The sequence below is a fragment of the Paenibacillus sp. FSL R5-0517 genome (genome assembly GCF_037974355.1).
GTDB lineage: Bacteria > Bacillota > Bacilli > Paenibacillales > Paenibacillaceae > Paenibacillus.
This window is the reverse complement of sequence record NZ_CP150235.1, coordinates 3,528,955-3,553,388: the sequence shown is the minus strand read 5'-3', so window position 1 is coordinate 3,553,388 and position 24,434 is coordinate 3,528,955. Positions and strand designations below refer to the sequence as shown.

The following is a 24,434-nucleotide window of genomic DNA, read 5'->3' as shown; positions in this document are numbered from 1 at the left end:
AACTTCCATAATCTATACTCGATAACGTATCACCTCGAATGATGTAATCGCTTTCTTATGTTTAAATCTTATCATTGGTTTTGTTTTTCATTTTGTTGAAAATCAACATTTTGATTGCTATTCAACGAAATTAACAAATCATTAGTCTTGATTTAAGCAATTTAACCGTCACGACTGTACCGGATCGTTCTACACTTTGAAAATCAAGAGAGGCATCCTCTCCATAATAAGATTTCAACGTTTGTTTAATTGAGCGGAGCGAAAACCCTTTTTCACCTTCGAAAGTCGAGTTTGCATTAATCCGATTTACGATATCTGGATTGGCTCCTGTACCATCGTCCATGATTCGAATCACTAGAAATTCTCCATCTTCATGAATTCGAACAAATACCTTACCACGGTCTCTCAACATGACACCGTGTTCTATCGCATTTTCTACAAGCGGCTGCAAAATATTACGAATCACCTGATATTGTTGTATGGGAACGTCCACCCGAAAATCGTATTCAAGTTGATCAACGAATCGAGAACACTGGATATCCAAATAATAGTGCAACAACTCAATTTCACGATCTAATGCAACGTAAGTTTCGCCTTTTCCCAATGCCAATCGGTAATAACGAGCAAATAAGTTGGAAATTCGTTCCGTTTCCTTCGCCTTCTCTTTGCGTGCATTCCAAGAGATAAGAGCAAGTGTGTTATACAAAAAATGCTGTCTTATTTGCGATTGGAAAGCACTCATTTCCGCTTCACGTTTCAACTGCTCTTTTTCTCGAATGACATTGATCTGACTGTTTATGCGCTCCATCATACTGTTAAAACGAATCGCCAGCAGACCAAATTCATCCTGGCTGTCTGTATTAATCCGCGTGATTACATTGCTATGATTGACACTGCCCATGACAGTCACTAATTGTCTCAGCGGCTTTAACATGTAATTAGTCATAATTAGGATTACGACGATCAACACGACTATGGGAATAAACAGTATTAATAGACTTGTTCTAATGTAATTCGTTAAATCCAGTTGGAAATTTTCTTCTGGAATACTCGCAATTAATCTCCATCCGGTTCCATGAATTGGCCCCATCTTAGTCATGACCAATGGACCTGATATTTCCTGAATCTGGATGGGATCCAGTTCAGATATAGATGAGAGCACTTTATTTAGATCCTTGAATTGATCTTCCATAGATATATTAGAATAGACAATGTGTCTTTCTTGATCGACAACAAACAGTTTTACTTGTTCACTGAAGGAAGTCATATCCATGACAGCTTGAAACACGGATTCGGGTTGGACAACGATGTCCATCCAGCCTCGTATACCTGTTGTTTTGCTTACTGCGCTTAAGGGCAACCGGTAGTAGAATTCCGTTTGTCTGTGTTCAGTCATCCGATACTGCCACCCAATATTGGATCGAGGAGTAGCAGTAATTGCATTAAACATCTCAAGCTCTTCATTTCTTTTATGTACATACGTACTGAGAGTAATCTCGAAGATATTTTCCTCCAAATGAATCTGAACCTCACGAATATTTCCTGTTTGAGAGATCAGATTACGAAATCCTTGAACAACATCAAACTGAAAGTCTATATTGGCACTCCTATTTTCGAAGTATCGGACGGCATATTTTCGCAAGTAACGCTGAAAATCATCACTGAGCAACAAAATATTGGCTGATGATTCAACGTTGTTCAGTTCATTCTGAATACTGCCATTGCTTTGAGATAAATACTTGCTGATCAGATCTTCCCATTGCTTGCGAACGAGTTCTGATGATTGACTAAATAAATACATACTGGAGAAGATGAATTGAAACAACAATACAAGTGAGCACAACCAAACAAATTTCCAACGAATCTTCATCTGCTTCCATCGGTTTATCATTGGCTTCACCTTCTCATTCATTAATCATATTTACATCAAACCAATTACGCGAAAAGCCCTCCACGTCGACAAATTTGAAGTCATCAGCATTAGATGTTCTTTACGTTCGTCTCCCTGAAGGGATAATCAACTCCTTAATATTCCAGAATGTCCAGTTTCAATATCAAGACCTACCAAAAATATAAATCAACACCCTTTAGCTTGAGAATAGCTTCAATAAAGTAGTAATCTCCATAAATGATTGCTTGATGATGGTCGGGGTTGTGATACGCTGCTGAACCATTTCGCACAATGCAATCGCAGTCTGTGCTCCAGTCTGTCCGCTGTTGATCCAAGGTACGTAATAATTTCATTGCTGCGCCTAGATAGAGATCCTTTTCATGCTCACTGACAACTTTAGCAACTTCGATTAGACCACATGCAGCGATGGCTGCTGCTGTCGAATCTTCATAAGCAGGTTCTTTCGGTTGCCTAAAATCAACGGGAATGATTCCGTTCTCGGGAATATTGGCAATGAAGTAATGTGCTATTCGTTTAGCCGTATGGAGATACTCTTCTTTTCCAGTGTGAAGGTAACTCATCATGAACCCGTAGAGCCCCCAAGTTTGTCCACGAGTCCAGGAAGATCCGTTCTCATACCCTTGACCTCCATATGTTTTAACAACCCCACCCAGGAATGGATCGAATTCAACAATGTGATGTACCGAGCCGTCAGGTCTTACAAACGTATTCATTACTGTATCAGCATGGCGCTCTGCAATATGCTTGAAGCGAGGGTCTCCCGTCTCTTTAGATGCCCAGTACAATAATGGGATGTTAAACATGCAATCAATGATAGCCCAGCCTCGTGTATCTCCATCGGAAAGATCGTTCCATGCACGTATAAAATCGCCTGCAGGGTTGTAGCGTCCTGCTAGGAGATTAGCGGCATGAAGCGCTCTTTTGCGGGATTCCGGATTTTGTGTTAACTGATAATTCGCAACACTCGTAGGTAACCACATGAAACCAACATCGTGATGAAGTCCGTAAAATTGGTTGAAGCATTCATCCAACTTATCTTCCGCTAAGTTTGCATAGCGCTTATATTTTTCTTGTCCTGTTACGTTGTACATTTGCCAGAGCATGCCACCCCAAAAGCCATTGGTCCACCAATTAATTCCGTCAGCATCATCGCCGCTCGGGTTCAATAGAGAACGATCATCGTGTGTCCCATTGAACGTGGTATATGGAATTTTATGTTGTGATTTATCACTGACCCAATCCATTTTGTCTGTTATTTTCTGAACGACTTGATCCAGCCAAGCATTGTTTTTATCTACAATTAGCATCTTAACTCTCCTATCTTTTTTTAAATGAATGTTTTTTTGAATCAATCAAAAAAACCGTATTTATATCATCCTTACGTCGAGTCATCCCTATGAGTTTAGATGAATATAAAAAATGAACATCTCTTAAATCATAGCTGTTAAGCGTTCTCATTATAACGTTTAAATTAGAGTATTAGTTTTTTCGAAAATCACAATAATACGGATTTATTGTCTTGTTCTAAGGTGTAGATCAGTGATAGACTTTATAAATTAGCGTACCCTTTTAAAGGGAAAACGGTCATCGAATGGAGTGCTGGTCATGTCCGCAGGTTTTGATGCAATTTCGTTTCAAGGTTCCCCGATTTTATGGAACAAACGTCACCAAACAATAAGTCCAGGTATCAGTTTTTATCATTGGCATCAATGTTGTGAATTGTTATTGGTATTTGGGGGTAGTGGAACAATTATTATTAATAATCAAACCTATCCAATACGTGAGGGGATGATATTTATCTTTCAGCCTTTCGAGATTCACAAGGTGTTCGCCAGATCAACAGATGATATCCCTTATGATAGAACAGTGGTTCATCTGAATCATCTGCATATCGAGCCTTATTTGCGATCTTTTCCTAGAAGGCATCAAATGTTAGATACATTATGCTATTCACGCGATATGAAACGGGCGTTTGAACTGGGGGAGCATTTTGAAGCTGTGCAACAATGTATGGAAGATTATGAGCAGATTGCGCATGAAGATCGTGGAGCTACGCAAGAAGAGATCACTGTTTTTATGTTACGTTTACTTAGCGTACTTGAAAAAGTGATCCCCGAGAATCTCTATTCCTCTCCCGTGCAATGGCGACACGAGGAATACTCCGAGAGAATAATGAGCTGGATAGAAGATAACTATATGGAGAATGATATTTTGAACAGACTGGCCAACGAGCTTCATCTGACACGCTCTTATATATCTCGAGTATTCAAAAAGGAAACTGGCAGCAATCTCAGCGAATATCTCACTGCCAAACGAATTAAGATAGCTGCCCACTTACTTGAAAGTACTTCAACTCCAGTGGAAATCATCGCTCATCAGATTGGGTTTCAGAACGTATCCCATTTCATCTCCTGTTTCAAAAAAACATACAGAATCACTCCGCTCCAATATCGTCTCAAAGCCAAGGCGAGTAATGCATGAGGCATGTAGTTTGCTAGCTTCCAATGATTCTGATTTACTCGTATGTCATTTCCTTCATCAGTGGTTTGGAGCAGAGCAGAATCAACCACAATATCTCTTCTTGAAATCCGATGGACTCATGCCAACTTTTTTCTTGAATACATCACTAAAATAGGATCTTTCATCGTATCCCACGGTAAGAGCTACTTCCTGTAGTGCTACTCCCTGAAGAATAAGCTTCTTGGCCAGTTCGATTCGCTCACTAACCACAAATTGGAGCACAGATTGACCTGTCACTTTTTTGAACAAATTGGAATAATAGCTAGTGCTTAAATGAACTTGTTTGGCATAATCGGCCACGGATTCGTTCAAATGCAAATGTTCACGGATGTAGGCCAACGACTGGTTGATGACCACATGGGCAGTTTCTTTTTGTTTTTGCCCGATGTTTTCACAGAAACGATAACAGATTTCGGCGACGATTCGTTGAAGCTCGGCAATGGAATCCGTGTTATATGTTAACCGTTCAAGATGTCGCTCAAAAAATTGGATCTCCTCCTGGCTTAGCTCTTCCTGTAGTGAATTCCGCAAGTCAAGCATTAATTCAAGCCAGAATACTTTAATCTTCTCGGGAGTGGGCAGCGTTTGGCTGTCTTTCCATTCCCCAAAGATGTTTTCCAGCACTTCGTTAATTCTGGTGGTTACACCTGAACGAAGTACGTAAATAAGTTCTTGCTCTTTTTCCGACGAAAATTTGATTTTGATGGTCGCGTCATATTCCATGTTGGAATAAGCAAAAACACTATTTCCTCCGGTATAAAAGGTATATGCTAGCGAGGAAACAGCCTGCTGATAGGTTAATGGTAATTCATGAATGTGCTCCACACATGAACCCACCCCTATGGATACTGTAAACCGCGTATTTCGCTCCACATTTTCCCGACATTCCTCTGCAATTCCAAGCATTCCATAGAGGTCCGTATCGTCGTCGTTGACAATACATACAAAGCGTTTGTGATCGTCGCGAAAGACCACAGCGGATTTATGCTTTGCGAGTGTTTCCTCCAAAATATTTTGCAGTGAAAAACGTTGGAGCTCCACGACATTAATCGCAGCCTTGCTGGAAAAATCGGTATTTATCTCCACAACAAAAATAGTGAAAAAGGATTCATTCATTTTAATATTTAAAAAGTTCCATTTTTCTTTAACCACTTCAGGGTGTGCAGAGTAACGAACGAGCAGATTCAAATAATCCTGGCGCAGGAAGGGCATGCTTGCTCTAAGCTTCTGCTCAACATCCATCAAATGCACACGATCACGCTGCTCCTGCTCCAATTGCTCTCTAGCCCGACTGATCGTCTCGATCAGCTTATCTGGTGTAAAAGGTTTGAGTATGTAGTCAAAACCACCTAAATTAACTACCTGCTGAGCATAATTGAAGTCGGAATAACCACTGATGAAAATCAACTTTGAACCCGTGAGCTTTGCTTTCTCCACCATTTCGATCCCGTTTAGCTTAGGCATGCGGATATCAGTGACAATGATATCCGGTCGTGTTTCCTGAATAAGTTTCAAACCCTCAGCCCCATTGTAAGCTGTCCCTACAATTCGAATGGAATGATCTTCCCAGGGAAGATCATTGGCAATACCCTCAACAACAGCTGGAATATCATCAATAATAACCATTGAAAGTAAATGGCTCATTTCTTCTCCTCCTTTACTCCTTAAGTGGAATTGAAATCTTGATTGTTGTTTGTTCATAAGGATTGCTAACGATATCGATAGCTGCCTCTCCGTCATAATAAAGTGTTAGTCTTTTTCTTATATTCTCTAATGCAAATCCCTTCCTGTTTTCTACTAGGATCGTCGTCCGGGAGTCATTCATTAACGTATCAAACCCTTGACCATTATCGGTCACATTGAGGTGTAGACTCTCATCCTCCGTGTATACATGGATATCAATCTCACCCTTCCCCTGGTAATCTTTGAATCCATGCAGAATACTGTTTTCAACGAGAGGTTGCAATAATAACTTGAGGAGACGAATATCCCGCAAATCTTCACTACATCGAATCGTATAATCAAATAAATGGGTATAACACAGCTTCTGAATTTTTAAATATTGGGTAACATGCTCCAGTTCCTGGGCAACTGTGGTTACTTCCTCGCCATTGTTCAAACCTACGCGAAATAACACAGACAACGACATAATCATTTCACGAACTTCTTCCTGCTTGTTGGAGTGTGATTTCCATAGGATTGTATTCAACGTATTATATAAAAAGTGGGGGTTCATTTGAGCCTGAAGCGCTTTTAGTTCAGCCAACTGCTCCGCTCGTTGCGCTTCCAGATGTTCATGGGTGAGTTCCACCATTTGCGTAAGCATACTATTAAAACGCATCCCGACCTGAGCAAACTCATCTCGATAATGTCCTTCATATCTTACTGTCCAGTCGTTTTGTTCAACTTGCCTCATGACAGACTGTAGATCATTGAGTGGACGTAGCAAATGGCTGGTTAACGTTCTTGAAATCAGTAGAGTTAGCACTGTAAAAAGCGCGATAACACATATGGTCACCCACTGAATCAAACGGACATCCTTCAAAAGTTTATTCTTATCCATCATGTGTACAATGATCCAATTATCAGGAAAAGAAACCGTCGAGTAGTTAACCATATATGGTGTACCGTTCATCTTGTATTCGAAATGTCCTTTTTCGCCAACGATGTTTTTTCTAAACTCGGTATCCTCCGCAGCCTCCTCAGATAAATCACCTGACTTCAGGGCAAGCTTGTTATTTTCCGTAAAAACAACTGGAATTGCATCCCCGGCATTTTTTTGTAAATACTCTATCATGGATGTCTCACTCACATTAACTGCCAAATGTGTATTGGGAGGAACATTTTTTGTGAAGGGATCAAACAAAAGTGTTAATACGCGTTGTTTACTGTTAAACAGATCATCCTCATGAGCCACCACCCAGATTGGTGATTGATAGGACTCAAGGGCTTTAAACAGTATGCTGTCCTGAAATGATGGTGCGTCAATACGTTCACCTGAATTGGAATAGAAATCTCCGATTGACGTATTGATAAAAATAGAAGTGATTCCCGGCTCAATCAATTTCATCTGAAATATGGGCGTTTGAAGGGATTGATTTAACTTGAAATGTTCGTAATATGTCAATTCTCCCCCACCAGAGATGGAATTCATGAGATGCGTGAATTGATCACTAGACATAAATGTAAGGACGGCCAAACGAATTTTTCGAAGTTTTTCTTCAATAGATTGAGCCGATTTATCAATCGCAATTTGATTAAAATGATACGTATTTTTCTCCATCACCCTTACTGCAATACCATACGACGTTAAACCACACATAATAACGGCTACCACTGTGAAAAGAATCAACGATATCTGTATCCGTTTGCGAAATGTAGTTGAACGCAGCCAATCTTTCATGTTAAATACCCCTTCGTTTTCTAGACGTTGCTCTCTCAAACTGTAAAAATAGCTTTACCAAATGTCAATAGAGAAGCCATTTGGCTTCCCTATTGACATATCTTTTAGTTACCATGTAGATATCTTTGGTATGCATCGTTATAAATTTGCACGTATTCTTCAACGCCAAGATTTCTCAACTGTGTTTGGTAGGAGCTGAATGCCGATTCTGCCTCCTCGCCCCCCATGACCCAAGTCTGAGCTTTTTCATGGAAAAACGTATCAATGGGTCCAACTAAAGCATCAATTCGTTTTTGTTCTTCTTGTGTAAAGTTAAGTGTCGGGAGTGTATAGTCGTCGGAAATATAGTTGTTTTCCTGATACTCATTAATCCCTTTCAATGCGATTTCATTGGTCCATTGTTGTTCGTAACTAAAGTCCTGCCATACTCCTATTTTCGGAAGTTGGGCTCCATACTTTTCTGTCAAGTAACCATTAACTGCAGGTTGGCTTAACACCTCTTCTGTGAATACGGGTTTGCCATCAACCATGGTATACGAATCACCTTCAATACCAAAGTTAAATAAGCGGCGACCTTCTTCACTCCACCAGAAATCGAAATATTTCACAGCAGCTTCAACATTTTTGCTCTGTGAGGAAATGGCCCAGCCATATCCGCTTAATTTTGGACGTTTGCCTACTTCAAACACTTTGCCGGAAATACTTTCAGGTGGTGCGATGGGCAATAACTTCAGGCCAGGCACTTCGTTCTGCAGAGACTGATTAAAGTTTGATGTGCTTGCAAACCAGTCATGAGTAGAGCCTGCTGTATCGTTGCCCAGCAAGGTTTCTCTCGCTTTGGCTCGAGTGAAGATTTCTTTATCGATAAGGCCTTCATTATACCATTTTGCAATATTGCTGATACCGACTTTGAATTCGTCTTCATACGGTCCGTATGCAATTTTTCCATCCTTGATATACAGTTTGTCATAGGCATCCCACAGTGGAAGCAAAGTGTAGGCACCAATATTATTATCACGCTGAATATAAGGGATTTCGTCTTTTTTGCCGTTACCATTCGGATCATCATTCCGGAATGCTTGTAAAACACTGTAAAACTCATCGACAGTCTTCGGTACTTCCATTTGAAGCTTATCAAGCCAATCCTGACGAATAAACCATCCAGTGGAAGCGTTACCATCTCCGACAAAAGGAATAGTATAGATGTTCCCATCAGAGGCGGTGATCGCATTTTTGACGTCCTCGTTCTCGTCTAGAAATTTTTTGAAGTTTGGAGCGAGTTTGTCAATATAATCATTGAGAGGCTCAAGTGCACCTTCGCTGGCAATCGCATTCAACTCCGTGATGTTGTAGCTGATAATATCCGGAAGAGATCCTGAAGCCAGCATCAAATTGTAAGCCTGTTTATCCTCTCCACCCGTTGAAGCTACATTGTTCAGACTAACGTTAGTCAGTTCTGCGGCTTTCTTAAGTACAGGGGAATCCATTTTAATCGTGCCGGTATTATCGAAATAAAAAATGCTTAGTGTAACAGGTTCCTCAGCGCCTTGCACCGTCTCACCAGAATTCTGGGATTCAGAGTTGGTTTTGCTCAGAGCATTGGATTCTGCTCCATTGCTACATGCCCCCAGGATCGTGCCAGAGAGTAGCAATGTTGCGAGGAGTAAGCTTGTTTTTCTGTTCAAGTTGTTTTCCCCCTAAATATGGTATGTGTTGATTATTATATATCATGTGATTTCTTGACAGACAACGTTGCCAAGACTCATCAAGATACCACGCCAAGCATGAATCAGCCTTTCAACGATCCGATCATGACTCCTTTAACGAAGTACTTCTGAATGAACGGATACACTGCAATAATTGGGATTATAGCGACAACAATGGTAGCATAGATAACAGTCTCTCCTGTTGTAAAAGCGACATCATTTAACATGTCATCCGTGGGTTTCATCTGAACAACCAGTCGGTTTAGCAATACCTGCAACGGAAACTTCCTTTCGTCATGCAGTAAGATCATTGCCCAGAAGTAACCATTCCAGCGAGAAACCGCATAGAACAGAGCAATCGTTGCCAATGAGGCCTTGGACAGCGGTAAAATAATTTTCATTAATACTCCGACATCACCGGCGCCGTCAATGCGAGCTGCCTCTTCAATTTCATCAGGAATGGACTGAAAAAAGGTACGAAGAATAACAAAGTTGAATGTGCTGATGGCAAATCCTATGATGATACCAAAGCGTGAGTCCAACAACCCCAGACTTTTGAAATTCAGATACAAGGGTATCATGCCTGCGCTGAATATCAACGTAAACGAAATAATCAAATTGATTGCAGTGCGCCCTTTCAATCTTTTTTTGGACAAGGGATATGCTCCGCAAATAGTAAGAATCATGCTCACCAGCGTGCCTACAATTGTATAAAATAGCGTATTGGCATAGCCAATCCATATTCCCTTTTCAGCAAATACGGAATTGTAAGCTTCCCATGTAATACCTTTTGGAAAGAGCAATACCTCTCCGGTGACTACCGCTTGTGGCGTACTGATGGAAGCAGACAACACGTACAAAAACGGATATAAGGTTATACATGCAAATAAACCTAGTAACAAATAATTAAAGAAATAAAATACTTTCTCTGCGCGACTATCTTGCATTTCGTTTCACCTACCATAATCCAGATTCGGTATATTTTTTACTAAGTTTGTTGGCCAGCATAATTAGAATAAAGCCTACAAAGGAGTTGAAAACGCCCACTGCCGCTGCCATATCATACCTTCCGTTGACAATACCTTCGCGATATACATACGTACTGATGACATCAGCTGTTGAATAGGTCACGGGCTGATACAGTAAAACGATGGCCTCATATCCGACTTCTAATAACCCGCCAATCTGGAGAATCAGCATGATCATAATTGTCGGCAAAATGCCAGGGAGCGTTACATGTAATGTTCTCTTCCACTTGCTTGCACCATCAATAACCGCAGCTTCATACAATTCGGAATTGACGCCAGATAAGGCAGCGATATATATGATGGCTGCAAAGCCGGTACCTTGCCAAATATTCATAGAGTTAAAGATTGTTCTGAAATAACTTGGATCGGCCAGGAAGTAAATCTTCTCCCCACCCAGCTTCTCAATAATCAGATTGATCAACCCATTGCCTGGGGCAAGAAAATTTGTCACAATCCCAGCCACAATAACGACCGAGATAAAATGGGGCATATAAGTAAACGTTTGCACGATTTTTTTGAATTTGACATTCTTGACTTCATTCAGCAAGAGTGCAAATACAATAGGTGCAGGGAATACAAAGAGCAAAGAATACAAGCTGATTAATAACGTATTTTTTAATACTCTGTAGAAGTATTCACTTTTCAGAAACTCTTGGAAGTGCAGCAGACCTACCCATTCGCTATTTGCAATTCCCCTAAACACACTATAATCTTTGAAAGCGATAATGATCCCGTACATCGGTTTAAAAGCAAATGTGGCGTACCACAACAGAAAGGGAATCAGCAGTAAGTATAGAAACCAGTCCCTTTTAATATAAACCGCAAATTTAGTAGAAAGACTTGAATTCTTAGCTTTGTTTAGCTCCAATTTAGCGTCCATAGTCCACCTTCCTTTAAGGTATCTCCAGTACCTTTCATGTTTGTATCATTATCCTATCAGAATATTTTGGGTATGAAGAGGCAAATTCCCACGGTTACTGTATGGAAAAACGATGATTATTACCATGAAATAATCTTTCTGAAAGGAAAATGTGCTGGCCTGATTCTGAAAGGAAGGAGAAACGCGATCGTTCGTATGAAGATTTTGGTTAATAACTTGGATGTTTGATCTCATGTACGGACCTGCATGTATGGTGGTATGAGAAGACGGGAGCTTGCCGCCCCCCCTCCCACTCGATTCTCCTAACTATTCATCTTCTTTGTAAATGGGTCTAAGCGTGAGATCAAAAACAATTTCCCGCTCGGCTAACTGATATGCTGGCAAGAGTTGAGGACCACAGGACCCTGACCCCACCCCACTCATCTTATAATCCAAGTGCAGAATCGTTTCTTTTCGTTTGCTTAGCTCATGTGGATGTTTCGCAATCTCCAAATCCGCTACTGTATAATGGGAGGCATTCAGGGAGAACGTCTCGTTAGGAGAGGCAATCCACAAGCCCATACCTAATTCATTAGATACGATCACCCACTCCGTTCCATATCTTGATCCATTTTCTTGAGGCATTCCGTAATGTTCGAACATGCTATCCACCGTGGTAACATATCGGCTTTTACGTGTACTGTGATGTTTATCCAAGTAAGCCTCATGAGGGCCGTGCCCATAATATTCAATTTCTTCATTGCCTTCAGGCATAACTAACCGAAGTGCAAAACGAGGAAGAAATTCGATTTGTTCTCTCAACTGGACCTTGCTTTGTATCGTAATTTCACCATTAGAGTGAATATTCCATATCGTTTCACCGCGTACTGCCGGATATCGACTGAACCCTCCAATCGAAAAGGAAACTAGAATAGATATTGAGCCATTAGCTGCTCTGTTCCATTCGCAATGATATACCTTCATCCAAGATCGATTCACATTCTCTGCCCGCCATTTATGCATGACATACATGTCATTATCGAGTGGGGCACGCCAGATGGTAAACGTGGTTGGCTCGGCTAGCAGTTCAACATAATTTCGCTTCAAGCTAACCAAATTACCATGATTCAGATCGAATTCATATGAGAAATCAGAGCCTCGCATATACAGATGGTTGTACACTTCCTGCACATCCAATAGAGCTGCATCCTGCGCACGACCACGCGCCTGCCCTACTGCAGCAGAAGACGAAAGTTCGAACTGTTTAAAGGCCACCTCATGATTGGTTTCCGCCCAGCTTGTCTCCTCCAACGTTCGATAGGAGAACATAATGGAATACGAATCTTCAGTTGCTTCCGGAAGTGCGTAAGGGATACTGATTGATGTTTGGCTCTGTGGCGCAACCTCCAGATGCTCAATACGACCTTGGTGAATGGTCTCGCCATTTTTTTCAATGCGCCAGTATAAATACAAATGGCCTAAGTTACTGAAATCATAACGATTCATCAGCATGAATTTCATTGCAGACGAATTGTCCCGCTCCATGTGTATCGGAGCTAGAATTTGTTTCAGTTCCAGCAGACTTGTATGGGGATGACGATCTGGTGAAACCAGGCCATCCATACAAAAATTTCCATCATGGGGTGAGTCCCCGAGATCTCCTCCATAAGCAAAGTATTTCTCACCTTTGGGAGTAAAGGATTCAATCCCATGATCGCACCATTCCCATATACACCCGCCCATTAATTTCGGATGAGCATACATCACATCCCAATAATCCTTCAAATCACCACAGCTGTTTCCCATCGCATGGCTGAATTCGCAGAGAAACAGCGGCTTTGAATTAGACACATCCTTGGCATAAGCCTCCAGTTTGTCTATAGGGAAATACATTCGGCTCTCCACGTCCAGACATTCGATATCTGGAAGCCCATTTGTCTCTGGACAAGCTCCTTCATAATGAATCAAACGAGATGGGTCTCTTTCTCGTATCCATTCACCCATTGCAACATGATTATGACTGTATCCGGATTCGTTACCCAAAGACCATATCACAATGGAAGGCTGGTTTTTGTCTCGTTCAACGAGTCTGATCGCCCTGTCCAGAAATGTACTTCGCCATAGCGGGTCGGCAGAAATTTTATGATAAGAGCCTGCCGCGACATCAGAGGCCTGCCGAATTCCATGACATTCCAGATCAGCTTCGTTGATCACATACAATCCCAATTCGTTGCATAACTCCAAGAAGCGAGGATCATTTGGATAATGAGCTGTGCGAACGGTGTTAATGTTATGCAGCTTCATTAGCTTAAGATCCGTAATCATATCCTTAATGGGAATAGTCGCACCAAGACGTGGATGTGAATCATGCCGATTAACGCCTTTTAACTTCACCGGCTGACTATTGATACGAAATACACCCTCATTTATATCCATACTGCGAAATCCGACCTGAAACTGCAAAATTTCATCCTTGGCATGTAAGACTAATTGATACAAGTAAGGCTGTTCTGCATTCCACAACGTCGGATTTGACACGTCAAACTCCAAATTACCGTGAAGATTAATGTCGGCCTCTGTGGACGCAACAACTTCACCATCGGCATTTTTAAGTTTCGCACGAACGGTCATTAATCCGGTGGTTTGGATATCGCAAGTTAATTTCACATGCTCCTTCGGGTCCAACGCAAATTGCTGTTTATTGAACACGTCCCTAATATGAGTTTTATTGCGAGCAAGCAGATATACATCACGGTATATACCGGAGAAACGCCACATATCTTGATCTTCTACATAAGTCCCATCGCACCATTTCAGTACCATAACCGTTATACGATTCAGGCCGGTATGCACGTATTCTGTCAAATGAAATTCAGCCGGCATCCGGCTTCCTTGGGAATACCCGACAAAACGGCCATTTACCCAAACATAGAAGCAAGCATTAACTCCCTCAAAAACAACAAACTTCTCTTTTAAATCCCAATCGGAAGTGATCATAAAATCCCTTGTATAGAGCCCGGCTGGATTATGATCAGGGACATAAGGCGGGTCACATGGAATTGGATAATCATAATTAATATAATTTGCTTGATCATAACCATGAGTCTGCCAGCAAGACGGTACAAGAATAGAATCCCAGTCTGACGTGTCATAATTATTAGCATAGAAAGATTGGTTTACTTGGCTAACTGAAGGCATGTAGCGGAATTTCCACTGCCCGTTTAATGTTCGATAAAAAGAAGATCTTCCTCTTTTACGTTCCTGGGCGGAATGTTCATCTGAATAAGGGATAAAGTAGGATCGCGGCTGTTCCCGATTTATTTGCTGAATGTTGGGATTTTCCCAATAACGCTCAAATAGTTTCATTTCTATCTCCTTTTCTGCAGTATCTTGATTTCATTATAGTTTTGAAGTAGGATCGGATATAAGGAAATAAAGAGACAAACATCCTGACAAAAAGGACATATTGAGGTGACCAGATGGAGTTATTTCCGATCAGAATACGCCAAGCGATTGCGGCTGAACCTGCTCTACCTTTCACAGTATATTCCGTCGGAAGCGAGATACAATTGCCTTTAACACGGCTTAGAGGATATTCTGCTAATCAGCTCTTTTTCACTTTTGAAGGAGAAGGAAAATTCAGATTGTTAGGACAAAAAAATTGGGAAACTCTGATCCCGGGCACACTCTTGTATATTCCCCAACATATGCCTCATGAATATGCTCCTTCGTCCGCCACAGAGGATTGGAGAGTAGGCTATGTATCCTTTACGGAAATGGCTGAAGGCACACTCTCATCTTGGGGCTTCGCACAGGATTTTTTTCGGCGCCAGCTGAAGGAGATTGAAAAATATACAGAAAAAATCCGGAAAATTTGGTTTAACAACACTCCTGATGGTGATTCATGGATATTGGCGGAACTTTTGTTCTCACTCTTGATGCAATTGCAACGGGATGTACATCATGAAAACCAGGAATCACACATCGCTGTTTCTAGGCGGAAGACACAATCACATGAGGCTGTGATTGATCATGCTGTGAGATACATTCATGATCATCTGGGACTCGACATTCGGGTAACAGACATAGCAGCCCATGTCGGATATTCCACGAAACAGCTAAACCGCATCTTTCATCAAGCTTTTCAGAAGACGCCTCTGCAATATATGCAGCTGGCCCGTCTGAAAATGGCACATCTGTTACTGATTGATCACCCTGAAATGTCTATTAATTATGTTGCTGATTGTGTGGGAATGCAGCCGGACTATTTTGCTAAACTATACCGACGTGTGTATATGTGCACACCCTCGGATTCCAGAATTCCTTTTCTTGTCCAATCGAAAACCCAATAATATTGCGCAGCCCAAAAGACCCTTTATCCAGATTCTTGGATAAAGGGTCTTTTGGGCTTAAAAGATTCACATCTCATTTAATTTTACTGCTGGATAGTCACATTATCAAATACAGCTGTTGTTAACTTGGTATTGTCATGCGATGTCGCTGCGAGGCCGATATATGCTGTACTAGCCGAAGAGATGGTAGAGGAGCCTGCCTGTGTCCATGTCAATCCGTCAGCCGAGACATATCCGGCCACGGTATCACCAGTGCGAACGGCCTTGACCCAGTATGGAGCAGCTTGTGTAGCTGCCGTGATAGAACTGGTAGCAGCCCCTGGAGCGGTTCTATTCTGGAATACAACTTGTGAAGGCTTAAGTGCCACATATGCATTGCTGCCAAATGCCAGTAGAGACTCACGGACCATAACTCCCGCTTTCGCTGAAGAGTGTGTATTCGTCAAACTGGTCACACGTGCAATAATGGTTCCATTTCCTTTTAAAGGGACAAAGGCAAAGCGAAGTTCATCCGTCTTATTCCAGATATCGCTGCCTGATGCTTTCAGCGTATAGACTCCCCCGCTATAAGAGAAGTTTCCTGTTAAACCGACACTGCCAATATCGGAGGATTGAAATGGAATCTGACTCGTGGTGGAAGAAAGTGTTGTCCCCTGGAATGAACTGCTTGCTGTTGAAATATTCCCCTTTCCATCATATGCACGCACCGTATAGGTATACGTCGCTCCAGCTGCTAGACCTTTATCTGTATAATCCGTCGATGTAGTAGAACCTACCATTGTACCATTCCGATAGATATTATAGCCCTTAACGGCAATATTATCTGTTGAACGTGTCCAATTCAAATGAAGCATACCTGTGGAGATCGGGGTTCCCGTCAAATTTGTTGGCGTTGTGGGATTGGTCGTATCCGTAATCGTGCCAAGCCTGTAAGCAAAAGTAAGCAAAGCTGCATCCGGATCAGAAGATGGCATTCCATTCATATATGTCGTTGTGAAAGGCGCCGACATTCCGAGCTTGCTCACATAGTGTGCATAGATCAGCTCGTTCTGTGCCCAACCGTAAGTAGCGCTTCTTCCCGTCGCGCTGATAGTGCTCCAAGGCCCCATCGTACAGCGGCCATAGGTTGTATCGTAAGAGGTTGGAGCATTACCTAGATTATAATTTGACCAATATTCCGTACCTGTCAGCAACCGATTATCTGCATCGCTGTATAGATCGATGCCTTGATTCCAGGCAGCTTGTGCCACAACGATCAAATTCCCAAGTCCTCCCAGTGCATGAGGCTGATCTCGACCTGACTCCGAAATCTGACCAGTAGACATGACGTTTTTAGTTAAAGCTGCACAAGCATTAGTTCGGAAGTGGGATATTACGTTTTCAAACATCGTTTGATTATTGGTGAATACAGCAATGGAGATCATTGTTTTCAAACAAGATCCTCCCCAATTGGCATCACCTACCTCGGCGATTGGTGGGTAAAAGACATTGACTAGCACCTGCTCCAATTTAGCAATTCCGGTTGTGGACCAGCCTGAATTACTGTATCGCAACAATTCACCCGCATTGGCCAAAAAGATGCCATTATCGCCTGCAGCAAGCTGCGCATCCGTTCCGGCGATATTCGTTAATGTTCCAGACCACGCATCCAAAATCTGGATTGCTTTGTTGGCATAAGCCTGATTCCCTGTTACATTCCAGAGGAGTGCGTTGTAATAGGCTGCTCTAGAATCATTTTCCAAAGCCGTGTTTCCATCGTTCTGGTTCGTACATGTTGCCAAGTTAGTATCCTTTCTGCATACCGTAGCATAGGGGCCTTGCATGGAATAGCTGGAGGATGCCTTTGAATCATTCATAAACGAAGTTAGGGCTGATTTCCATGGCTCTGTATTTTGATTGTTTTTCATCCGTAACAGGTCTTCGGCGGAATGCAGAATGCCCGGATGTGCAAACGCTGCCGCCTTTGCAGAGGGTGGCACCAATCCAACTAAACCTAATACCAAAAACATTGAAATCAGAATGCCCATCCGTCGTCTTTGCAAATGAAAATACTGCATTTGTTGCACCTCTTCTCCTTATTTTAAGTACCATTTAACCCTAAATAAGTCTCTTGTTTTCCAATTGATTTGTTAAACCTACTTAGATTCTTTTATTTATGGTATCGCTTTCAATATAATAAAGAAGTTAACTCTTCCCCCTCTCTTCTATATAAATGAATGTTACAACCAAATCCTAATCGAATAAAATAGAAAGAGACAACCTACTTTTCAACTTTTTAAGCGGTAATTTCCAACTTTCTCTCATAAAAATCTGTAAATAAACGATTTCTTCTTTGTGAATCTTCTAAATAATTCATATTGGAGTAGTTCATGTTAACTCCTCTTCGTGCCCTCCAACCAGGCTCCGATACTCACCCGGCGTCTGTCCAGTGTATTTGCGGAAGACCTTGTAAAATGTACGACTATGCTCAAATCCAACACAGGTTGCAATTTTGTCCAATGGTATGTTTTTGTCGCTAAACATCAACTTTTTAGCTTTCTGCACTCTCAATTGATTGATGTAAGCGACCACATTTTCCCCCGTTACTTGTTTAAACAGCTTACCTATATAAACAGGATGGAGATCAAGGTACTGTGAAGCAACTGATAGTGAAATATCTTTCATATAGTTGGCATGGATAAATGCTTTCAATTGTCTAATATGCTCGTTGTGTCCATCCTCCTCATTGTAATAAGACTGCGTTATGCCATCCCCGTCCATTGGCTTCTGCTCCAGAACTTCAATGGCCATCCTCTTCAGCAGTTCAGTCAGATAACTTTCGTCGATCGGCTTCAACGCGTATTCAGCCACCTGAAGCCTGATTGCACTCTGGGCGTAGGAAAACAGATCATAACCTGTCAGAATAATAAATCGCTTAACATGCTTCGTCTTTGCTCGCCGAATTAACTCCAGGCCATCCATTTCCGGCATCTGAATATCGGTGATCAACAGGTCCGGCTGAAAATAGTCCATGATTTTCAACGCTTCAACTGCGTCATCTGCAGTCATGATGCGGGTAAACGCAGTATTTGCATATTCAACCATATCTCGAATGCCCGAGAGCAGAATGGGCTCATCATCCACAATCATCAATTTCAGCATGGGTATACACCTCCACATCCAGTTTTAGAGTGACTGTCGTCTCGACACCGGGGCGGCTGTTTATTAGCATCTCAGTTCCTGGACCGAAATAAGCACGCACCCGAGCCACCACATTGGCTAAACCAATCCCCAAGCCTTTAGGTTGCAATCGATCTTCGATAACTGAGCCAGTGGACAAGACTTGCTGTAAAATGGCTAAACGTTCACTCTCAATTCCCGCTCCGTTATCGGTTATTTGGATTCGCACTGCACATCCTTCCCGCTTAATGCTGAGAGATATCCGTCCACTGCCCCGTTTACGTGAAAGACCATGAAGAATACTATTTTCTACCAGTGGCTGGAGGATGAAACGTGGACAAGCAACAGACAGTATGCTTTCGTCCACATCGATGTGCAAATGAAGCTCTTTCATGCGAATCTGATGAATACTCATATATGAACAAACATGATCATACTCATCTCTCAGAATTGCATCGTTTCTGGAGGACAGACTGTACCGTAGCAGCTTGCCCAGAGATAGTGCTATCTCTGCAACCAGTGTTCCGCGGTCGGAGCGTGCAAGCATGCGGATGGTTTCAAGTGTGTTGTACAGAAAATGAGGCTGGATCTGCGCTTGCAGCATTCGGAATTCCGCTTCCTTCTTAAGCAGTTCTTCACGCTGAACCTTGTTTACTAACTCGTCCATCCGTACCATCATCGCATTATAGCTCGTAATCATATAACCAATTTCATCTGATCCAGCTGTTCCTGTATAAGGCGAGCCTAGTGTATCCAAACCAACCTTTCGCATATGTCGGGACAGTTTAATGACGCGTTTAGTCATTGAGGATACAATCAGGTAATACAGGACTGACAAAATGCCCAGCATGCCCAGTCCCGTGGACAACAAGAGTAGCTTGACTCGAAGGAAATCAAATGCGATTTCACGGTTGGCCACTTCTACGATACGTAGCCCTAATCTAGGAAGTTCAATATGATTGATAAGCAGCTTTCCCTGTTCGCTTTCGAACGCATGGCTATTGAGTGTAAGCACCTCGTTTCCGATCATAGAGACTTCGTCCGATGACAACATGGTACCTTTAGGCTCTCCAACCAGCTTCCCCTCTTCATTAAATACAAGTATTTCATTTTCAGGGTGGATGTCTATCATTTGATTCAACAGATGATTCATAAATAAGGGATGGACTTCAATTTCCAACATCCCCAGATCTGTAGTATAAAGATCGCTGTATATTTTGTGATAATAGGTCAGAATGATGTTTTTATCGTTGGAAACATGCTTCCATTGACCGTTAAGGGGACGCAACGTGCTGATTTCCGCAGTCGTCAGCTTGGCGTCAAGTGCATCATAAGGAAAGAACCCTGGTACATTCAAAAGGCGCTCCTGCAACTTGGGATAAATGGAGATGGACTGCACGTTCGTTTCAGCAAGTTTAGCAAAAGAAATGGCAGGACTGATGTCTCGAAGATAGTAGTAGATCATATCACGGTCCTCCATGTTTGTATCACGCAAATAATCAATGAGCGCTGCATTATTCTGATATATGGACTGCAAGGCTTCAATTTTACTCAGTGTTTCCTCTGCATGGCCCGCAACTTGTTCCAGATTTTTCTGATTGGTCTGCTGATATTGCAACACCAGTTTGTCATACATCTGTACATACCAAAAGATGAAAAAGACCAGAAAAGGCAACACAATCAGAAGGACATATCCAATAAACATTTTTGTGCTGATGCGCATGTTCCACGTCCTTCCTTCACTTCAAGTTATCGATGCTAGTTCAAAAGCAGATGGCCCGAAGATCCACTATTGATGGACCCGCGGGCTAATTCATACTGTACCTATTATTATGATGCAGAGCACTATTTCTTGGTTAAGCTGTCGTACTTCTCTTTATATGGACCATATTGAGTGTTCGCCCAGCTTTCGAGTTTAGCGAGCCCCATTTTATCTGCTTTTTTCAAAATTTCATCAAACGCCTGATTTGCCTCGTTCTCATCCTTTGCTAAATATACTCTGGTGATCTCCGTCTTTATCATATTATCAATATTGGTCTTTATAATTTGTTCAGGCGAATCGGTATCCGGAGCAATCATACCGATTGCAGGGTTGAACGAGATGATTTTATCATACTGCTCACCTTGTCTTGTAGTTTCAGAACCCTCCTTATATGAGGTCAGTGCCATGCCTACACCCGATTCCCAGGGAACCCCCCACCAGTAAACTCCTTTTTTCTTCAATGATTCTATATCGTTGTTATCATATTTAAATTCCGGGTACCCTTTTTCATTCCATGTCCAGTCCTGATTTTCAATCCCCCACTCTCCCATTCTCCAGCCTTCTTCTGTAAACATATATTTCAATAATTGCACAGAAGCTTCAACATTTTTGTTATTCTTGGTTACATATACCCCGAGCCCACCCGTGCCTGTGCTAACGATGTTTGCCTCCTGTCCCAGTGGCTCGGCAAGTTGAACAAATGGATACTTGCCCTTGCTGTCTGCATTCAGGCGATCTGCAGCAGCATAAGTCCAAGTGTAGGCAAAACCTTTGTTGGAAAGCATCATTTGTTCAGTCTCTGACTCGTTCTTGTAAGCAAAGTTCTCACTCGTTATAAAGCCATTCCGATAGAGACTGTTCATATATAAAACCGACTTCCGCAAAGCGTCTTGTTTCAGGTAATACATAAGCTGACCATTTTCGTCGACAAAACCGCTCTGAGCCCCAAATTGAGTATCAAAGTATGGACGCATCCAGTTTGGATTGAGAATCAATGGGGTCATTTCCGGATGCTTCTGCTTCACCTGCATAAATACACTATTCAAATCTTCCAGGGACTTGATTGGGGGATTGCCGATTTCTTCAAGAATGTCCTTACGCATGGCAAGACCTGCGGTCATCATATGCGCGTATGGATTTGCTTTCCATTCTGCCTCAGTGGAAAAATCGTTGCGAATAGCGTAATAATTACCGTCACTTACCGTGTTCACAAATTCCTTCACAGGATCAAATTTCACATCAGGTGCATATTCGGGGAAAATTTTATTGTAAGGCAGAGAAAGCCTGCTGTCAGACATCAGTTTGAAATTAAAGGATACAACAAGGTCAGGCAGACTGCCTGAAGCCACCATGAGAGCAAGCTGCTTGTCATCGTTAGCGACGGTCACTTTGGGCTTCACACACGTTGCTTTCGTAATAGCTTCTGGGATCTCCCCGGACCAGTCCTGAAATGGATACCATGTTGCATCAACAAACATGTCAATCTCTACAGGATTAATACAATTTCCTGGTGTATTCCCTACAGTATTATTTGTAGAGCTGCTGTTGCCATTCTGATTCGAGCTTGAGCTACATGCTACAGTGCTTCCCAGCAATAATGAGGCGAATACTAGAAGTATTGATTTTCTCAACCGTTTAGCCATCGTTTGTCCCCCCGTTAGATGAGATTATATTGCAAAGCAATCTTGAGCGTTGATCGCTCTTAGAATGCTATAAAACCATAACAGCCTTAATGTAAGACCTCAGCCCTTGACGGAACCGAGCATCATGCCAGATACAAAATGCTTTTGTAAAAATGGATATACGCCCAGAATGGGAACAATGGAAACGACCATAGCTGTCGCTTGAATGGAAAACGGAGTGACCTGAGTACGTGACATGGCTGCATTGGCTGCTTCACTGGCTCCCGAAGGAACCATGGACTGGTTAATGACCTGCATCATACGATAGGTAAGTGTGCGTAGATTCTCGTTTTGAACGAAATAAGCGGAGTCCAGCCAAGCATTCCAATGCCCCGAACCTATAAAAAGACACATGGTTGCAATCAGTGGCATGGACACAGGTAAAATGATTTTTCCGAAAATCTTCACCTCGCTTGCTCCGTCAATCCGTGCCGATTCACCGATTTCCTCTGGAATCTCGTTAAAGAACGAAATAGCAATCAGCAAAAAGAACAAATTGAGCATTCCCGGAATAACATAAACACCAAAGGTATTAATGAGTCCTATACTCCTTAGCACAACATAATACGCAATAAGTCCACCTGAAAAATTCATAGCAAAAATAATGATGAAAAAATAGATTTTGCGGAACATAAGCTCCTTGCGTGCCAATCCGTAGGCAACAAGGCAGGTAAAGAACACGCCAAGCGCCGTGCCTACGACCGTGCGCAGCAAAGACATACCCAAAGCCTTTAACCATTTGGAATCATTTAGAAAATAGCTGTAATTTTCAAAGGTAAACTCACGGGGCCATAAATACATACCGCCGCTTGCCGTATCTGCCCCGGAATTAAATGTGATCACCAAGATGTAATAAAACGGGTACAGCGTAGTTAGAATAATGAGCAGCAAGGAAATAAAAATGACCGAATCCAGAATCCAGTCCTCCCACGAACGCTTTCTTCTGTGCCTTATGATCACCCGCTCCTTTCTTACGCATATTCAGAATAATCCGGTCCCGGAAACCCGCTTAGCGATATAGTTACTTGAAAAAATCAATATCAATGAAATAACAGATTGAGCAAAGTCTATCGCCGTGGCGAAGGAAAATCGTCCTTGCGCAAGACCCACATTAAACGCATACGTCTGAATAATCTGCGAACGTTCCACATTCAGCGCATTGCCAAGAAGCATCGACTGCTCAAAGTTCGATCCAACCAAGCCGCCTCCAAGAATGCTTCCGATGGTCAAAATAAGGACAACGATGGCAGCTCCCTTTAGTCCGGGTAACGTAATATGGATAATCCGCTTGAGCCTTCCCGCCCCATCCATTTCTGCCGCTTCGTAGAGAGCAGGATCAATTCCGGCCAAAGCTGCAAGAAAGATAATTGTCCACCACCCCGCTTCCTTCCAAATGGCCGTTGATACAGCCAATGCATAGAAGGAATCCGGATCAGTCAGCACTTGAATGGGGTCTTTGATGACATGCAGGGAAAGCAATAGTTCGTTGAAAATGCCATAACCGGAAGAGAAGAAAGCGTATGCAATTCCGGTTACGACAACCCAGGATACGAAGTGAGGCAAATAACTGACTGTTTGAACAAAGCGTTTGAACACCACATGACGTACTTCACTAAGCATAATGGCAAAAAGAATAGGAATAGGGTAGGAGAAAATGACCTTTAATAAACTTAGGAGTAATGTATTACGGACAAGACTTGGGAAGTGATAGTCGTTAATCAATTCCTTGAAATGGGATAACCCCGCCCATGAGCTGGTAAATATGCCCTCAATACCTGTGGAGATGTTGTAATCTTTAAATGCAATAATGATTCCAAACATCGGAATATAGCTGAATACAATTAAATAGATGATTCCGATGCCAACAAAAGCATGAAAGGGAAACTGCCTTCGAAACAGTCTTGAATTTGTATGCGCTTTCTTTTGGATAAAAACCCCTCCTTCATTCCAACTTGTTGTTACATTCATTATAGAGTTGAAGGGAAGACCGTGAACACGGTTCATTTTCAATAAAGAAGGGTCCTTTTTAAAGCAAAGGAATGTGCAACATG

At 42.1% G+C, this 24,434-nt stretch carries 16 protein-coding genes; 2 read left to right on the top strand and 14 right to left on the bottom strand.

Translation table 11 applies throughout. The features are described 5' to 3' along the window. Positions 1 to 130 precede the first annotated feature (130 nt). Both MKX40_RS15710 and MKX40_RS15705 read right to left on the bottom strand, forming a co-directional pair. Complete coding sequence (locus MKX40_RS15710) at positions 131 to 1,891, bottom strand: histidine kinase (protein WP_339233728.1); 1,761 nt, start codon at positions 1,889 to 1,891, stop codon at positions 131 to 133. 170 nt (positions 1,892 to 2,061) lie between these two features. After that, a complete protein-coding gene (locus tag MKX40_RS15705; RefSeq protein WP_339233726.1) occupies positions 2,062 to 3,219 on the bottom strand; it encodes a glycosyl hydrolase family 88 in 1,158 nt (385 codons plus the stop codon). A 298-nt stretch (positions 3,220 to 3,517) separates the two neighbouring features. Here MKX40_RS15705 and MKX40_RS15700 point away from each other — a divergent pair, with 298 nt between their 5' ends. Further along, the gene (locus MKX40_RS15700) at positions 3,518 to 4,393 is read left to right on the top strand and encodes an AraC family transcriptional regulator (RefSeq protein ID WP_339233723.1); all 876 of its coding nucleotides are present in this window, start codon (positions 3,518 to 3,520) and stop codon (positions 4,391 to 4,393) included. Between the two features lie 81 nt (positions 4,394 to 4,474). On the opposite strand, the gene MKX40_RS15695 is transcribed toward MKX40_RS15700, so the two are convergent. From MKX40_RS15695 to MKX40_RS15670, 6 genes are all read right to left on the bottom strand, one after another. Next, on the bottom strand, positions 4,475 to 6,076 hold the full coding sequence (locus MKX40_RS15695; protein ID WP_339233721.1) for a response regulator: 1,602 nt from the start codon (positions 6,074 to 6,076) through the stop codon (positions 4,475 to 4,477). 13 nt (positions 6,077 to 6,089) lie between these two features. Next, on the bottom strand, positions 6,090 to 7,835 hold the full coding sequence (locus tag MKX40_RS15690) for a histidine kinase (protein WP_339233719.1): 1,746 nt from the start codon (positions 7,833 to 7,835) through the stop codon (positions 6,090 to 6,092). Between the two features lie 104 nt (positions 7,836 to 7,939). After that, a complete protein-coding gene (locus MKX40_RS15685) occupies positions 7,940 to 9,520 on the bottom strand; it encodes an extracellular solute-binding protein (protein ID WP_339233717.1) in 1,581 nt (526 codons plus the stop codon). Between the two features lie 104 nt (positions 9,521 to 9,624). Next, positions 9,625 to 10,488, bottom strand: coding sequence for a carbohydrate ABC transporter permease (locus tag MKX40_RS15680; RefSeq protein ID WP_339233714.1), 864 nt, complete (start codon positions 10,486 to 10,488; stop codon positions 9,625 to 9,627). Positions 10,489 to 10,498: 10 nt separating this feature from the next. Beyond that, entirely contained in the window at positions 10,499 to 11,449 is a 951-nt protein-coding gene (locus MKX40_RS15675; RefSeq protein WP_339233712.1) for an ABC transporter permease subunit, read from the bottom strand. A 306-nt stretch (positions 11,450 to 11,755) separates the two neighbouring features. Next, positions 11,756 to 14,794: a glycoside hydrolase family 2 TIM barrel-domain containing protein gene (locus MKX40_RS15670; protein WP_339233710.1), complete on the bottom strand. Its 3,039-nt coding sequence runs from the start codon at positions 14,792 to 14,794 to the stop codon at positions 11,756 to 11,758. 113 nt (positions 14,795 to 14,907) lie between these two features. On the opposite strand from MKX40_RS15670, the gene MKX40_RS15665 reads away from it, so the two are divergent. Continuing rightward, complete coding sequence (locus MKX40_RS15665; RefSeq protein WP_339233707.1) at positions 14,908 to 15,780, top strand: AraC family transcriptional regulator; 873 nt, start codon at positions 14,908 to 14,910, stop codon at positions 15,778 to 15,780. An 83-nt stretch (positions 15,781 to 15,863) separates the two neighbouring features. On the opposite strand, the gene MKX40_RS15660 is transcribed toward MKX40_RS15665, so the two are convergent. The 6 genes from MKX40_RS15660 to MKX40_RS15635 all read right to left on the bottom strand — a co-directional run bounded on the left by MKX40_RS15660 (position 15,864) and on the right by MKX40_RS15635 (position 24,393). Continuing rightward, complete coding sequence (locus tag MKX40_RS15660; protein WP_339233704.1) at positions 15,864 to 17,837, bottom strand: alginate lyase family protein; 1,974 nt, start codon at positions 17,835 to 17,837, stop codon at positions 15,864 to 15,866. Between the two features lie 310 nt (positions 17,838 to 18,147). Continuing rightward, positions 18,148 to 18,921, bottom strand: a complete 774-nt coding sequence (locus MKX40_RS15655) for a response regulator (RefSeq protein WP_339233701.1) — start codon at positions 18,919 to 18,921, stop codon at positions 18,148 to 18,150. Further along, a complete protein-coding gene (locus tag MKX40_RS15650; protein WP_339233699.1) occupies positions 18,896 to 20,662 on the bottom strand; it encodes a sensor histidine kinase in 1,767 nt (588 codons plus the stop codon). The genes MKX40_RS15655 and MKX40_RS15650 overlap by 26 nt, the downstream gene beginning before the upstream one ends. A 122-nt stretch (positions 20,663 to 20,784) precedes the next feature. After that, a complete protein-coding gene (locus MKX40_RS15645) occupies positions 20,785 to 22,344 on the bottom strand; it encodes a hypothetical protein (protein WP_339233697.1) in 1,560 nt (519 codons plus the stop codon). 99 nt (positions 22,345 to 22,443) lie between these two features. Then, positions 22,444 to 23,343: a carbohydrate ABC transporter permease gene (locus MKX40_RS15640; RefSeq protein WP_339233694.1), complete on the bottom strand. Its 900-nt coding sequence runs from the start codon at positions 23,341 to 23,343 to the stop codon at positions 22,444 to 22,446. Positions 23,344 to 23,364: 21 nt separating this feature from the next. Beyond that, positions 23,365 to 24,393, bottom strand: a complete 1,029-nt coding sequence (locus MKX40_RS15635; protein ID WP_339233692.1) for an ABC transporter permease subunit — start codon at positions 24,391 to 24,393, stop codon at positions 23,365 to 23,367. Positions 24,394 to 24,434: the final 41 nt, after the last annotated feature.